Raw genomic sequence first — 13981 nt, forward strand, 5'->3', positions numbered from 1 at the left:
TGCTGTTGGGAACCGGTGCTTCGGAGAACCACTGCTGAGGCTGGAAAGGCTAGCGGGTGGGCGGGGCGGGGGCCCGGTCCTCATGAGGCCGGCCCGTGAAGCCGATCCTGCGCAGCACGTCCGCCGCGTCCCGGTCCAGGAGCACTGCCGAGCCCACGCCCTCGGGCAGGTCACCCCGCTCGACGGAGCGGATCAGCCGGGCGGCCGCCGTGCGGTGCCGCAGGAAGGCGTAGCGGGAGACACCCCGGCCGCGCTCGTCCTGGCCCCTGAGGGCCGTGTCCGGGGTGACGTCCAGGAGCAGCAGATGCAGGGTGCCGCCGCGGCGGCGGGCCTCGCGGGCCAGCCAGCCGCGCACCCACGTCTGCGTGCCGCAGTCGTGCACGACCGTGCCCTCGCCGCCGCGCAGGGCCCGGCGCAGGCCGGCGTAGTGCGCGAGGCGGACCAGGGGGCGGTAGAGCGCGTACGGCAGGAGGCGGGGAAGGCGGGCGGCCCAGCGGTCGCGGGCGTCCTGGGAGTCGATGCGGACGCCCCGCACCGCGCGCTCCATCAGCGTGGACTTGCCGCTGCCGGGCAGACCGGTGATCACCACGAGGTCACGGGGGCCGAAGAGCAGCGCGTGCGGGCTGCGTCCCGAGCGGTCGCGCAGGTCGCGGACCACGGGAGCCCGGCCGCCGCAAGCCTCCCGGGCCGGGACCGCGGCCTGCTTCGGCAGCGCGAGCGCCGAGGTCGTGGCGTACGCCGTGGGCCTGTTCACCGTGATCGTCCTCCCCTGGGCCGGGTGCGGATTCCCTGCCCGTCGAGTGTAAAGAGAAGGTAATGCGCGGTGTCTCGTGTTTTCGTGATCGCTCTGCCACAAGCCGGTCACAAAGGGGAGGGCCGGATGCGGACCTGCCACCCGTGGAGAAGGCGTGCAATGATGTGCGCGCCAACTGCATACCGGCCGCTTGAATCCGCGCGGGAGAGTCCCCAGACCGCTGGGGCGCCGAAGGAGCAAGTTCCTCCCTTGAATCTCTCAGGCCCCGTTACCGCGCGGGCGAGGCACATCTGAAAAGCGGGCCGCTGCGTCAGTGGCTCCACCCAAGGTGCAAGCCCCGGATCGCCTGCCGCGATCAGGGCGAACCTCTCAGGTTCCGATGACAGATGGGGAGGAACAACCATCTGTCATGACTTGGGAGACGGACCGATGAGCAGTACCGAACCGCGCCGTACCGCGCTCGATGCCCTGCATCGCTCGCTCGGCGCGACGATGACCGACTTCGCCGGCTGGGACATGCCCCTGCGCTACGGCTCCGAGCGCGACGAGCATCTCGCGGTGCGCACCCGGGCCGGGCTCTTCGACCTCTCGCACATGGGCGAGATCACGGTCACCGGCCCCGAGGCCGCCGCCCTGCTGAACTTCGCCCTGGTCGGCAACATCGCCTCCGTGGGCCTCGGCCGCGCCCGCTACACGATGATCTGCCGGGCCGACGGCGGCATCCTGGACGACCTGATCGTCTACCGGCTCGGCGAGACCGAGTACATGGTCGTCGCCAACGCCTCCAACGCCCAGATCGTCCTCGACGCGCTGACCGAGCGGGCCGGGGGCTTCGACGCCGAGGTGCGCGACGACCGGGACGCCTACGCGCTGCTCGCCGTGCAGGGCCCCGAGTCGCCCGGGATCCTCAAGTCCCTGACCGACGCCGATCTCGACGGCCTGAAGTACTACGCGGGCCTGCCCGGCACCGTCGCCGGCGTCCCCGCGCTGATCGCGCGCACCGGCTACACCGGCGAGGACGGCTTCGAGCTGTTCGTGAAGCCGGAGCACGCCGTCGAGCTGTGGCAGGCGCTGACCAAGGCGGGCGAGGGCGCCGGCCTGGTCCCCTGCGGGCTGTCCTGCCGGGACACCCTGCGCCTGGAGGCGGGCATGCCGCTGTACGGGCACGAGCTGACGACCTCCCTCACCCCCTTCGACGCCGGGCTCGGCCGGGTGGTGAAGTTCGAGAAGGAGGGCGACTTCGTGGGGCGCGCCGCGCTGCAGGAGGCCGCCGAGCGCGCGCAGGAGAACCCGCCGCGCGTCCTGGTCGGCCTGGTCGCCGAGGGCCGCCGGGTCCCGCGCGCCGGGTACCCGGTCGTCGCGGGCGGCGCCGTGATCGGCGAGGTCACCTCCGGCGCACCCTCCCCCACGCTGGGCAGGCCGATCGCGATGGCGTACGTCGACGCGGCGCACGCGGCGCCCGGCACCTCCGGCGTCGGCGTGGACATCCGGGGCAGCCACGAACCGTACGAGGTCGTGGCACTGCCGTTCTACAAGCGCCAGAAGTAGACACTGGACGGGTGCGGCGGGCCACCCGCGTGACCCTGCGCACATCTCCCTGTTCCCACACGCATTCAGCAGTCCCCCATTCACCAGCACCTTCGCGCGTACAGGAGAATTCAGGCCATGAGCAACCCCCAGCAGCTGCGCTACAGCAAGGAGCACGAGTGGCTGTCGGCCGCCGAGGACGGCGTCTCGACGGTCGGCATCACCGAGTTCGCGGCGAACGCGCTCGGCGACGTCGTCTACGCCCAGCTTCCCGAGGTCGGCTCCGCGGTGACCGCGGGCGAGACCTGCGGCGAGCTGGAGTCGACCAAGTCGGTCAGCGACCTGTACTCCCCCGTCACCGGTGAGGTCACCGAGATCAACGAGGACGTCGTCAACGACCCGTCCCTGGTGAACTCGGCCCCCTTCGAGGGCGGCTGGCTGTTCAAGGTCCGGCTCACCGAGGAGCCGTCCGACCTGCTCTCCGCCGATGAGTACACCGCCCAGAACGCCGGCTGAGGAGCCGTAGACGCATGTCTGTCCTGAACACGTCCCTGCACGAGCTGGACCCGGAGATCGCCGCGGCGGTCGACGCCGAGCTGGTGCGCCAGCAGTCGACCCTGGAGATGATCGCCTCCGAGAACTTCGCGCCGCTCGCGGTCATGGAGGCCCAGGGGTCGGTCCTGACCAACAAGTACGCCGAGGGCTACCCGGGCCGGCGCTACTACGGCGGCTGCGAGCACGTCGACGTCGCCGAGCAGATCGCCATCGACCGGGTCAAGGACCTCTTCGGCGCCGAGTACGCCAACGTCCAGCCGCACTCCGGGGCCTCCGCCAACCAGGCCGCGCTGTTCGCGCTGGCCCGGCCCGGCGACACCATCCTCGGGCTGGACCTCGCCCACGGCGGGCACCTGACCCACGGGATGCGGCTGAACTTCTCCGGCAAGCAGTTCAACGTGGTCGCCTACCACGTGGACCCGGCGACCGGTCTGGTCGACATGGCCGAGCTGGAGAAGCTGGCCAAGGAGCACCGGCCGAAGGTGATCATCGCGGGCTGGTCGGCGTATCCGCGGCAGCTGGACTTCGCCGCGTTCCGCCGGATCGCCGACGAGGTGGGCGCCTACCTGTGGGTGGACATGGCGCACTTCGCCGGCCTGGTCGCGGCCGGGCTGCACCCCAACCCGGTCGAGCACGCCGACGTGGTCACCTCCACCACGCACAAGACGCTGGGCGGGCCGCGCGGCGGCATCATCCTGGCGAAGAAGGACTTCGCGAAGAAGCTCAACTCCTCGGTCTTCCCCGGCTTCCAGGGCGGCCCGCTGGAGCATGTGATCGCCGCCAAGGCGGTCTCCTTCAAGGTCGCGGCGAGCGAGGAGTTCGCGGAGCGCCAGCGGCGTACGGTGGAGGGTGCGCGCATCCTGGCCGAGCGGCTGACCGCTGCGGACGCCCGGGAGGCCGGGGTGAACGTGCTGTCCGGCGGCACGGACGTGCATCTGATCCTGGTCGACCTGCGCGAGTCCGAGCTGGACGGGCAGCAGGCCGAGGACCGGCTGCACGAGGTGGGGATCACGGTCAACCGCAACGCGGTGCCCGACGACCCGCGCCCGCCGATGGTGACCTCGGGGCTGCGGATCGGCACCCCGGCGCTGGCCACCCGCGGCTTCACCGCGGAGGACTTCGCCGAGGTCGCGGACGTCATCGCCGAGGCACTGAAGGCGCCTTCCCCCTTCGGGGAGGCCGAGGCCGAGGCACTCAAGGCCAGGGTCGGGGCGCTCGCCGACAAGCACCCGCTCTACCCGGGTCTGAACAAGTAGTTCCGTGGTGGGGGCACCCGACGACGTGTGCCCCCACCCTCTCAGGAGGATTTCCCGTGGCCATCTCGGTGTTCGATCTGTTCTCGGTCGGCATAGGCCCGTCCAGTTCCCACACGGTGGGCCCGATGCGCGCGGCCCGCATGTTCGCCCGCAGGCTGCGCAACGAGGAGCTGCTCGACTCGGTCGCCTCGGTGCGCTCCGAGCTGTACGGCTCCCTGGGCGCGACCGGCCACGGGCACGGCACCCCGAAGGCGGTGCTGCTCGGTCTCGAGGGCGCCTCGCCCCGCACGGTGGACGTGGAGACGGCCGACGACCGGATCGGGCAGATCAAGGCGGAGCGGCGCATCCGGCTGCTCGGTGAGCACGAGATCCCGTTCTCCTTCGACGACGACCTCAAGCTCCACCGCCGCAAGGCGCTTCCGTACCACGCCAACGGCATGACGCTGTGGGCGTACGCCGCGGACGGCACGGAGCTGCTGTCCAAGACGTACTACTCGGTCGGCGGCGGCTTCGTCGTCGACGAGGACGCGGTCGGCGCGGACCGCATCAAGCTCGACGACACCGTGCTGAAGTACCCGTTCCGCACGGGCGACGAACTGCTGCGCCTGACCAAGGAGACGGGTCTGTCGATCTCCGCGCTGATGCTGGAGAACGAGCGCGCCTGGCGCACCGAGGACGAGATCCGCGAGGGCCTGCTGGAGATCTGGCGGGTCATGCAGGCGTGCGTGGCGCGCGGCATCTCCCGCGAGGGCATCCTCCCCGGCGGTCTGAAGGTACGGCGCCGGGCCGCCATGTCCGCGCGCCAACTCCGCGCCGAGGGCGACCCGCTGGCGCACGCGATGGAGTGGATCACGCTCTACGCGATGGCGGTGAACGAGGAGAACGCGGCGGGCGGCCGGGTGGTCACCGCACCCACCAACGGCGCCGCGGGCATCATCCCCGCCGTCCTGCACTACTACATCAACTTCGTGCCGGGCGCCGACGAGGACGGAGTCGTCCGCTTCCTGCTCGCCGCCGGCGCGATCGGCATGCTCTTCAAGGAGAACGCGTCCATCTCCGGCGCCGAGGTCGGCTGCCAGGGCGAGGTCGGCTCGGCCTGCTCGATGGCGGCGGGCGCGCTGGCGGAGGTGCTCGGCGGATCTCCCGAACAGGTCGAGAACGCCGCCGAGATCGGCATGGAGCACAACCTCGGCCTGACCTGCGACCCGGTCGGCGGCCTGGTGCAGATCCCGTGCATCGAACGCAACGGCATGGCCGCGGTCAAGGCGGTCACGGCGGCGAAGATGGCGATGCGCGGCGACGGCTCGCACAAGGTGTCCCTGGACAAGGTCATCAAGACGATGAAGGACACCGGCGCCGACATGTCGGTGAAGTACAAGGAGACGGCGCGGGGCGGGCTCGCGGTCAACATCATCGAATGTTGACGTTTCCACCCTGTTTCCACATCCGGAAGGGATCACCCGTGCCAAGGTGAGGGGTAATCAACCCCTGTCCCCCCACCGGCACTTCAGGGAGTCCCCACATGCTGCGCGGCATCGACGTAAGCGCATATCAGTCCTCTTCGTACGGCACCGACGGCCTCTCCTTCGCCTTCATCAAGGCGACGGAGGGCCGTTCGTACGTCAACCCCAAACTCACCGCCCAGACGAAGCACGGCCGTGACGCCGGACTCGTCGTCGGCTTCTACCACTTCCTCTGGCCGGGCCATCTCGACGCCCAGGCCGAGTACTTCGTGAAGCACGCCCCCGAGAAGGCGGGCGACGTCCTCGCCGTCGACTGGGAGACGACCAGCGAGGGCACGCACGCGAGCAACGCGGAGAAGGACCTGTTCATCCGCAAGCTCAAGGAACTGCGCCCGAACAACCAGGTGGTCCTCTACACGAACCGGGACTACTGGCTCAACGTCGACCGGACGTCGTACGCCGGCGACGGTCTCTGGATCGCCGACTACGTCACCGCAGGCCACCCCCGCATCAAGGCCAAGTGGCGCTTCCACCAGTACACGAGCGAGCCGCACGACAAGAACGTCGCCGACTTCGCCGACAAGGCGGCTCTCAAGGAGTGGGCCTCCGGCGCCTGACGCCGTACCGCCGTATAGGGTCCCGGAAGCGGGGGTCGTGCGGCGGAGGGGCGTCATGGGCGGGTCGGTCAGAGCGGTCAGCAGCAACGGGGTGTACTCGTTCACCAAGCCGAACCGGGAGAGCATCACGCTGCTCGCGGGGCTCGGGGTGGAGGGGGACGTCCACGCCGGTACGACGGTGAAGCACCGGAGCCGGATGCGCAGGGACCCCTCGCAGCCGAATCTGCGGCAGGTGCACCTCATCCACGAGGAGCTGTTCGACGAGGTGCGGGATGCCGGTTTCGAGGTCGTCGCCGGGCAGCTCGGCGAGAACGTCACCACGCTCGGGATCGATCTGCTGGGCCTGCCCACCGGGACGCTGCTGCGCCTCGGCGACGAGGCCGTGGTCGAGGTCACGGGCCTGCGCAACCCCTGTCCGCAGATCGACGGTTTCGAGCACGGGCTGCTGAAGCAGCTGGTCGGGCGGGACGAGGACGGTGCGGCCTGGCGCAAGGCCGGGATCATGAGCGTGGTCCTGACCGGTGGTGTGGTGCGGCCGGGCGACCCGGTGAAGGTCGAGCTGCCGGACGGACCGCACCGTCCCCTCGAGGTCGTCTGAGCCGTACGGCTCGAGAGGCTCGTTACCCCCGGAAGTCCGCCGGTCGTTCCGGCGACGCCTCTCCCAGCGCCTTGGTGACCGCGTCGACGCCCTCCCGCAGGCCGTACACCGGCGTGCCGGGCTGCTGGCGCCAGGAGTCGTCGAGTCCGCCCACGTCGACGGTGTCGAAACCGAGCTCGTCGATCAGGTCCCGCACCTTGCTCTTCGCGACGTCGTCGTCGCCGGCGACCGGCAGCGCCATACGGTCGGGGTGGCCGGCCGGGTGGGGGCGTTCGAGCAGGTCCTGGGCGTAGGTCCCGTTGAACGCCTTGATCACGGGGTGGCCGATCTCGCGTTCCGCGTAGCGGCTCTCGGTGAGGCCGTCGTCCTCGATCGCCGCGATCCGGCCGTCGCGCTGCGGGTAGTAGTTGCCGGTGTCGATGACCGCGACGTCGTCCGCCGCCCCGTCCAGCAGGCCGGACGGGAGGTCGGGGAGCGCCTTCACGGGGACAGTGACGACGACGACCTCCGCACCGCGGGCCGCCTCCTCGGCGGGTACGGGCGTCGCGCCGGTCTCCTCGGCCAGTGCCGTGAGGGTGTGGGGGCCACGGGAGTTGGCGACGGAGACGTCGTGGCCGAGGGCGGTGAGCCGGCGGGTGAGGTTGCCGCCGATGTTGCCCGCGCCGATGATGCCGATCTTCATGACAGGCCCTTTCGTGAATCCATGCACACGCATCTGTCTCGGGCGGCGTCAACCTCTCGGGCTCCCGCGCTATTCCGAGGGTTGCGCCGACCGGGGCGGCCCGCCACCCGGGCGGGCCCGCGCAGGACGAAGGAGGTGCCCGTCCGCACGGCGGACGGGCACCCCCTTGGCATGTCCTACTTGCTGAGGTACGCCCAGAACTCGTCGAACGACAGGACCTTGTCGCCGTTCAGGTCACGGGTCTTGATGATCGCCTCGGCGACCGAGTCGGTGACGTTCCAGTCGCCTCCCTGGGCGAGGGCGGTCTTGAACTCGGCGGCGGTGATGAAGCCGTCGCCGTCGGTGTCGATCCGCTGGAAATCCTTGCGTGCTTCTTCGATGTCGGCCACCGGGTCCGCCCCTTTTTGTTCGTGCTTCACTGCCGTGCTGGCGTACTGACGCTGGTCAGACTAACGGCCCGGATGTGCCTCCAGTGCGGCGACCACCCACCCGAACTCCTCCTCGTAGGCCCGCACCGGCGCCCCCTTCAGGACGCCCAGCAGTTCGCGGTAGCGGGCGAGACGGATGTTGTGGGATGCCGTGATGCGTTCCAGGACCGCGGCCCGGTCGGTCTTCCCGAGCAGTTTCCTCAGCACCTTCTCGGCCTCCGGGGAGTCGGGCGCGATCCCCTTCTCGCGCGCCTGGCCCACCAGCTCCACCAGCCGCTTGGCGAACCACATGGACGCACCGGCGGGCGTGTGCGGGCCGCGGTCGGCGTGGTTGAACTCGGCGGCCCTGCGCATCTGCGCCCGGAATTCGGGGTCCTGCACCATCTCCGCCAGCTCCACCCAGGCGTCGACCTGTTCGGGCGTCGGGTCGTCCGGCAGGTTCACCGCGGTGTTCCGCATCCGTTCGCGGATGTCCGGGTCGACGAGGTCGAGCCCGTGGAACATCTCCTCCACGAACTCCTCCATGATCCGCCTGCGCTCGGCCGCCGACAGCCGTGCCAGTTTGTTCATCAGGGTCATCTCCTCCGCGGTCGAACCGCGTCGCGCCACCGACGACAGCACCGCCCGGGTCACCCGCAACGTGCTGATGTGCGCGTCCAGCGCCACCACGTGCGCCGCCGCGACCTCCGCGACCGTCCGCTCCCCGGCCAGCACCCGGCGCACGTCGTCCAGCCCGAGCCCCAGCTCGCGCAGCGTGCGGATCAGCTCCAGCCGGGCGGCGGACGCGGCGTCGTAGAGCCGGTAGCCGCCCGTGGAGCGGGTCACCGGGGTGAGGACGCCCTCGTCGGACCAGTAGCGGATGGTGCGCACCGTCAGGCCGGTGGACCTGGCCAGCTCGCCGATGGTGAACAGTGCGGTGCCGTCGTCGCTCATGTCGGCGAGTCTGGGCCTTCCAGCGGGTGGAGACTCAAGAAGCGCGAAGGAGGGTGGTCAGCGGAAGACGCCCGTGTGGCCGAGGGAGTAGCGGCCCGGCTGGGGGTACACCGCGAGGCCGTGCGGGCCGCTGCCCACCTTGATGCGGGCCAGCTGCTCCCCGGTGCGGGTGTCGATGGCGTACACCTCGGAGTTGTACCGCCCGGACAGCCACAGCACCTTGCCGTCCGCCGAGACACCGCCCATGTCCGGGCTGCCGCCGTCGGGCAGCCGCCACTTCTTGGTGAGCTTGTTCTCGGTGAAGTCGAAGACGGAGATGGTGCCTTCACCGCGGTTGGAGATATACATCTCGCGCGAGTCGCGGCTGACGTAGAGGCCGTGGGCGCCCTTGCCGGTGTGCAGCAGGGTGGGCCGGGTGAACTTGTCCCCGTCCAGGACCCACACGCCGTCGGCCACCATGTCGGCGATGTAGAACCTCTTGCCGTCCGGCGAGATCTTGACGTCCTGCGGCATCGCGCCGTCGTAGGGCAGCTTCTCCTGCGCGACCACCTTCATCTTCTCGGTGTCGACTTTGAGCAGCTCGCCACTGAACTCGCAGGAGACGATGAAGTAGCGGCCGTCGGGGGAGAAGTCGGCGTGGTTGACGCCGTAGCAGCTGACCGGGACGGTCTTCGCGCGCTTCATGGTGTGCGCGTCGCGGAAGACGAGTTCGCGGTCGAGGGAGGCCATGACGATCGCGTACTTGCCGTCGGGCGTGAAGTAGAGGTTGTAGGGGTCGTGCACGTCGACGCTCTTGCCGGCCTTCCCCGTCTTCGGGTCGATGGGGGTGAGGGTGTTGCCCCGGTCGTTGTTGACCCACAGCGTCTTCAGGTCCCAGGACGGCACGACGTGCTGCGGCTGGGTGCCGACCGGGATCGTCTCGATGACCTTGTACGTCGTCGGGTCGATGACCGAGACCGTGTTGGAGTTGGTGTTGGGGACGTACACGCGGGACGGGAAGTTCCTGACCACAGGCGAGAGCCGGTTCGGGCGGTCGGCCGCGTACACGTCGTTCTGGTCGAGGAGGGGCGGCATGCCGGGCAGGCCCCGGACGGCCGCCTTCTCCTTCACCGGGGCGACGGCGGGATTGCTGCCGAGGGCCTCGTCCTTGTGGTTCCCGGGGGCGCCGGTGCACGAGGCGAGGGTGGAGAGCGCGGCGAGCGCGGCGGTGGCGGTGAGGACGCGGGTGAGCCGGGTCGTGTGCATCAGCTGAACAACTCCGTGGTGGACACCGCGGACAGGCCGCGACGGGCGAGTTCTTCGAGTACGACGGGGAGGGCGGCGACCGTGTCCGGGTAGCCGAAGTGCAGGCTCACCACGGAACCGCCCCGGACCTCGCCGAGGACCTTGCGCGCCACGGCGTCCGCGCCGGGCCGGGTGTAGTCGAGCGAGTCGACGTCGTACGACAGCACGTGCGGATAACCGGCCTCGCGGGCCAGCCGCACGACCAGCGGTGACGCGAGCGGGGCGCGGGAGGGGCGGAACCAGGTGCCGATGGAACCGGTGAGCTTCTTCAGGCGGCCGGCGCAGGCGGTGATCTCGGTGCGGGCGTCGGCCTCGGACATGGTGTTCACCGCGAGGTGGCGCTGGGTGTGGTTGCCGAGGTCGTGGCCGCCGTCGAGGATGCGGCGCGCCAGTTCCGGCTGCGCGTCGAGCCAGCTGCCGACGGCCAGGACGGTGAGGTGGGCGCCGTGCTTCTCGGCGGTGGTGAGCAGCGCGCGGGCGATGGCGGGGTCGCCCTGGCCGTGGAAGGTGAGGGCCACCCGGGGGCGGGTGCGCGGACCGTGGGTGAGCTGGGCGGGCCGGCCCGGGTAGCCGCGGGGAGACGGCGCGGGTGAGGCGGTGGGGGGATCGGCGTCCGCGTGCGCCGAGGAACGGGCGGACGCGTGCGCCACGGAGGTGGAGCGCGCGACGGCGCCGTTCGGCGCGCAGCCTGCGGTGAAGGCGCCCGCGGCGAGAAGCCCGGCGCCCGTGCGAAGCGCCGTCCGGCGGTCGGTCGAGGTCACCTGCCCCATTTAAAGGGTGATCAGTGGGAAATCAGGTGATTCACCCTGTCGGGGGACATCGTTCGAGTCGCGCCCCAGGGGTCCCCTAGCGGTCCGCCACCCTCATCTCGAACCAGGTCGTCTTGCCGCGCGGCAGAAGGTCGACTCCCCAGCGGTCGGAGAGCTTGTCGACCAGGAACAGGCCCCGCCCGCTGACGTCCAGCTCCTGCACCGGCATCAGGCAGGGCAGGCCCCGGGAGGGGTCGCGGACCTCGATGCGGATCCAGCCCCGGCGGCGGCGCATCCGCAGACCGAAGGTGCGGGCGCCGGTGTGGCGGACGGCGTTGCCGACGAGTTCGGAGACGAGCAGGACGGCGTCCTCGGCCATCTTGGGCGTGAGGCCCCAGTGCCTGAGGACCACGACCTGGGTGAGCCGGCGGGCGGTGGCGGCGGACTCCGGACGCGACGGCAGCGGAACCTCCGCCTCGGTCGGGTTGCCGAACAAGTCGAGCGCCTTGAGCGCCTGTTCGTCCTCGATCGCGGGCGACCAGCGCGCCGCCGTCACACGGCTGTGTCCCCGCGGCTGTTCGATGCCCTCCAGCCCCGCCATGCCCCCATCATGGCCGCCCGGAGCGCCCTTCGGGGCCGTTCCGGGGGAATACGCCCCCCGGAACACATCCTTCCGAATGATCCGTTCGGCATATGCCAAAGGCAGTTTGGGGATGTCAGCAGCCCGTCTGTCCTGCGATGGGGGCTTCGCGGACGGCAATCGACAGCCCCCTCGACGAGACAGACTTAAGGTTGCCTTAAGGCTCCCATAAACCGCCCCATCGAGGGACCGGGATCAGACGCCGTGTCAATTGCAAGTGGTTCCGGGGAAGTTCACGGGTTCGTACGGGCGGAGGCTCAGAGGAACTTCGCCTTGCCCGGCCCCTCCTCCACGAAGCTCCGCATCCCGCGCTCGCGGTCCTCCGTCGCGAACAGGCCCGCGAACCAGTTCCGTTCGACGGCCAGTCCGGTCTCGATGTCCGTCTCCAGGCCGGTGTCGATCGACTCCTTGGCGGCCCGGAGGGCGATCGCCGGTCCCTGCGCCAGCTTCGCCGCCCACTCGTGCGCCGCGGTGTAGACCTCCTCGGCCGGCACCACGCGGTCCACCAGGCCCAGCGTCAGCGCCTCGGCCGCCTTGACCATACGGCCCGTGAAGATCAGGTCCTTGGCCTTCGACGGGCCGACCAGACGGGACAGCCGCTGGGTGCCGCCGGCGCCCGGGATCAGGCCCAGCAGGATCTCGGGCTGGCCCAGCTTGGCGTTCTCCGCCGCGATCCGGTAGTCCGCGCAGAGCGCCAACTCGCAGCCCCCGCCGAGCGCGTAGCCGGTGATGGCCGCCACCACGGGCTTGGGGATGCGGGCCACGGCCGTGAACGAGTCCTGCAGGGCGCGGGACCGCACGACCATCGCCGCGTGGTCCATGTTCTGCATCTCCTTGATGTCCGCGCCCGCCGCGAACACCTTCTCCCCGCCGTACACGATCACGGCCCGTACGTCGTCGCGCCGGGTCGCCTCCTCGGCGAGTTCCTTCAGCCGGTCCTGTGTGGCGACGTCCAGCGCGTTCATCGGCGGACGGTCGAGGCGGATGGTGCCGACACCTTCGGCGACTTCGAGATTCACGGTCATGAAGGCAGGTTAACGGGGACTAACGGCAACTGGGCCGGTGCCGTCGCTCACACTCGGCCGGGGGTCTGGGGGTCGCCCCCCAGGCAGACGCAGCACGGGGACTAACGGGGTTGGCCCCGGTGCAGTACCTCACACCGGGGCCGCAGCGCACGGTCCGTGGACCGCGGGAGGTCTACGACTTCCACTTCTCCCAGGACATGTTCCAGCCGTTGAGACCGTTGGCGGGATCGACCGTCCGGTCGTGCGAGCGCTTCACGACCACCACGTCGCCGATGATCGAGTGGTCGAAGAACCAGCCCGCGGGCACCTTGCGGTCGTAGCCGCCACGCACGTCGCGCAGGCCGACGCAGCCGTGGCTGGCGTTGTAGTTGCCGAAGGCGCCGCCGGCCCAGTAGTTGCCGTGGATGAAGGTGCCGGAGTCGGTCAGCCGCATCGCGTCGGGGACGTCCTTGATGTCGTACTCGCCGCCGTAGCCGACCGTCTCGCCGTTCATACGGGTCACCCGGAGCCGCTCACTGATGACCATCTGGCCGTTCCAGGTCTCGTAGCCGGGCTTGCCGGTGGTGATGGGCAGGGTCTTGACGACCTTGCCGTCCTGGGTGACCTTCATCTTGTGGGTCTTGGCGTCGACGACCGAGACCTGGTTGCGGCCGATGGTGAACCTGACCGTCTTGACCTGCTTGCCGTAGACGCCCTTGCGGCCCTCGACGCCGTCGAGGTTCAGCTTCACCGTGACCTTCGTACCGGACGCCCAGTACTTCTCGGGACGGAAGTCGAGGCGGTCGTTGCCGAACCAGTGGCCCTCGACGTCGACGGCCGGCTCGGTCTTGATGCTGATGGCCTTCTCGACGTCCGCGGGGTGGGTGATGCCCCGGGTGAAGCGGACGGAGAACGGCATTCCGACACCCACCGTGGAGCCGTCCTCGGGGGTGAAGTTGCCGACGAAGGTGTTCTGCGGGGTGAGGGTGGTGAACGTCGAGTCCTCCGCCGCCTCCCGGCCCTCGGCGTCCTTGGCGACCGCGTGCACCGTGTACTTGGTGGACGCCGCCAGGTGCGAGGCAGGGGCCCAGCCGGTGCCGCCGCCGGTCATGGTCCCGGCTATCTTCGTGCCCTTGTCGTCCTTGACCTCGACGGCGGTCAGCCTGCCCTTGCCGGCACTCACCTTCAGCGCGCCGGTGGTGTCCACGGACTTCGCGCCGCTCTTGGGGCTGATGGTGACGACGGCCTCCGACTGCTTGGTCTGCGCCGCGTCCGCCCCCTTGGCCTTGCCGTCGCCGGCTGATCCGGCGCTCGAACCTCCCCCGCCGCACGCGGTGAGGGCCAGCAGCAGCGCTCCGGATATGAGCACAGGCGCCCCCCGGCGCCGGCGCCGGCTCGCGTCAACCGACGCCCCCGATATCGGCCGCACGTTCAAGTTGATCTCCCCTCGCCGGGCCTGGTCAGGCCCGCGCCCCGGCGCGTTTCACGCGC

The 13981-nt window shown here is 70.3% G+C and carries 15 protein-coding genes and 1 riboswitch; of the genes, 6 read left to right on the top strand and 9 right to left on the bottom strand.

All coding sequences use genetic code 11. The features are described 5' to 3' along the window. Window positions 1–49 precede the first annotated feature (49 nt). Complete coding sequence (locus tag ACIBN2_RS41675; RefSeq protein WP_399142708.1) at window positions 50–754, bottom strand: AAA family ATPase; 705 nt, start codon at window positions 752–754, stop codon at window positions 50–52. Window positions 755–945: 191 nt separating this feature from the next. After that, window positions 946–1038, top strand: a riboswitch (glycine riboswitch). Between the two features lie 145 nt (window positions 1039–1183). On the opposite strand from ACIBN2_RS41675, the gene gcvT reads away from it, so the two are divergent. The 6 genes from gcvT (at window position 1184) to ACIBN2_RS41705 (ending at window position 6770) form a co-directional block, all read left to right on the top strand. Beyond that, on the top strand, window positions 1184–2302 hold the full coding sequence (gene gcvT / locus ACIBN2_RS41680; protein WP_399142710.1) for a glycine cleavage system aminomethyltransferase GcvT: 1119 nt from the start codon (window positions 1184–1186) through the stop codon (window positions 2300–2302). Between the two features lie 117 nt (window positions 2303–2419). Beyond that, the gene (gene gcvH, locus ACIBN2_RS41685; RefSeq protein WP_399142712.1) at window positions 2420–2797 is read left to right on the top strand and encodes a glycine cleavage system protein GcvH; all 378 of its coding nucleotides are present in this window, start codon (window positions 2420–2422) and stop codon (window positions 2795–2797) included. A gap of 14 nt (window positions 2798–2811) precedes the next feature. Then, window positions 2812–4092 (top strand): serine hydroxymethyltransferase, encoded by a 1281-nt coding sequence (gene glyA, locus ACIBN2_RS41690; protein ID WP_399142714.1) that lies wholly within the window; start codon window positions 2812–2814, stop codon window positions 4090–4092. A 56-nt stretch (window positions 4093–4148) separates the two neighbouring features. After that, window positions 4149–5516, top strand: a complete 1368-nt coding sequence (locus ACIBN2_RS41695; protein WP_399142716.1) for an L-serine ammonia-lyase — start codon at window positions 4149–4151, stop codon at window positions 5514–5516. Between the two features lie 98 nt (window positions 5517–5614). After that, the gene (locus tag ACIBN2_RS41700) at window positions 5615–6172 is read left to right on the top strand and encodes a GH25 family lysozyme (RefSeq protein WP_399142717.1); all 558 of its coding nucleotides are present in this window, start codon (window positions 5615–5617) and stop codon (window positions 6170–6172) included. A gap of 55 nt (window positions 6173–6227) precedes the next feature. Then, complete coding sequence (locus tag ACIBN2_RS41705; protein ID WP_399142719.1) at window positions 6228–6770, top strand: MOSC domain-containing protein; 543 nt, start codon at window positions 6228–6230, stop codon at window positions 6768–6770. Window positions 6771–6792: 22 nt separating this feature from the next. Here ACIBN2_RS41705 and ACIBN2_RS41710 read toward each other — a convergent pair whose 3' ends face one another. From ACIBN2_RS41710 to ACIBN2_RS41745, 8 genes are all read right to left on the bottom strand, one after another. Then, window positions 6793–7452, bottom strand: a complete 660-nt coding sequence (locus ACIBN2_RS41710; RefSeq protein WP_399142721.1) for an NADPH-dependent F420 reductase — start codon at window positions 7450–7452, stop codon at window positions 6793–6795. A gap of 176 nt (window positions 7453–7628) precedes the next feature. Further along, complete coding sequence (locus ACIBN2_RS41715; protein ID WP_384263574.1) at window positions 7629–7841, bottom strand: EF-hand domain-containing protein; 213 nt, start codon at window positions 7839–7841, stop codon at window positions 7629–7631. Window positions 7842–7901: 60 nt separating this feature from the next. Next, a complete protein-coding gene (locus ACIBN2_RS41720; protein WP_399142723.1) occupies window positions 7902–8813 on the bottom strand; it encodes a MerR family transcriptional regulator in 912 nt (303 codons plus the stop codon). 57 nt (window positions 8814–8870) lie between these two features. Then, window positions 8871–10058 (bottom strand): hypothetical protein, encoded by a 1188-nt coding sequence (locus ACIBN2_RS41725; protein ID WP_399142725.1) that lies wholly within the window; start codon window positions 10056–10058, stop codon window positions 8871–8873. Beyond that, a complete protein-coding gene (locus ACIBN2_RS41730; RefSeq protein ID WP_399142727.1) occupies window positions 10058–10867 on the bottom strand; it encodes a polysaccharide deacetylase family protein in 810 nt (269 codons plus the stop codon). Before ACIBN2_RS41730 ends, ACIBN2_RS41725 begins: the two co-directional genes overlap by 1 nt. 76 nt (window positions 10868–10943) lie before the next feature. Then, window positions 10944–11447 (bottom strand): ATP-binding protein, encoded by a 504-nt coding sequence (locus ACIBN2_RS41735; protein WP_399142728.1) that lies wholly within the window; start codon window positions 11445–11447, stop codon window positions 10944–10946. A gap of 296 nt (window positions 11448–11743) precedes the next feature. Then, window positions 11744–12511 (bottom strand): enoyl-CoA hydratase/isomerase family protein, encoded by a 768-nt coding sequence (locus tag ACIBN2_RS41740; RefSeq protein ID WP_399142730.1) that lies wholly within the window; start codon window positions 12509–12511, stop codon window positions 11744–11746. A gap of 172 nt (window positions 12512–12683) precedes the next feature. Further along, on the bottom strand, window positions 12684–13925 hold the full coding sequence (locus tag ACIBN2_RS41745; protein WP_399142732.1) for an Ig-like domain-containing protein: 1242 nt from the start codon (window positions 13923–13925) through the stop codon (window positions 12684–12686). Between the last annotated feature and the right edge of the window lie 56 nt (window positions 13926–13981).

The organism is Streptomyces sp. NPDC050534, assembly GCF_044457745.1.
Lineage (GTDB): Bacteria > Actinomycetota > Actinomycetes > Streptomycetales > Streptomycetaceae > Streptomyces.

Bases quoted from the DNA above. Each gene is read 5' to 3' on its own strand.
- gcvT (WP_399142710.1), top strand. From the start codon at position 1,184: ATGAGCAGTACCGAACCGCGCCGTACCGCGCTCGATGCCCTGCATCGC.
- gcvH (WP_399142712.1), top strand. From the start codon at position 2,420: ATGAGCAACCCCCAGCAGCTGCGCTACAGCAAGGAGCACGAGTGGCTG.
- ACIBN2_RS41735 (WP_399142728.1), bottom strand. From the start codon at position 11,447: ATGGCGGGGCTGGAGGGCATCGAACAGCCGCGGGGACACAGCCGTGTG.
- ACIBN2_RS41710 (WP_399142721.1), bottom strand. From the start codon at position 7,452: ATGAAGATCGGCATCATCGGCGCGGGCAACATCGGCGGCAACCTCACC.
- ACIBN2_RS41720 (WP_399142723.1), bottom strand. From the start codon at position 8,813: ATGAGCGACGACGGCACCGCACTGTTCACCATCGGCGAGCTGGCCAGG.
- ACIBN2_RS41740 (WP_399142730.1), bottom strand. From the start codon at position 12,511: ATGACCGTGAATCTCGAAGTCGCCGAAGGTGTCGGCACCATCCGCCTC.
- ACIBN2_RS41705 (WP_399142719.1), top strand. From the start codon at position 6,228: ATGGGCGGGTCGGTCAGAGCGGTCAGCAGCAACGGGGTGTACTCGTTC.
- ACIBN2_RS41725 (WP_399142725.1), bottom strand. From the start codon at position 10,058: ATGCACACGACCCGGCTCACCCGCGTCCTCACCGCCACCGCCGCGCTC.
- ACIBN2_RS41730 (WP_399142727.1), bottom strand. From the start codon at position 10,867: ATGGGGCAGGTGACCTCGACCGACCGCCGGACGGCGCTTCGCACGGGC.
- ACIBN2_RS41700 (WP_399142717.1), top strand. From the start codon at position 5,615: ATGCTGCGCGGCATCGACGTAAGCGCATATCAGTCCTCTTCGTACGGC.
- glyA (WP_399142714.1), top strand. From the start codon at position 2,812: ATGTCTGTCCTGAACACGTCCCTGCACGAGCTGGACCCGGAGATCGCC.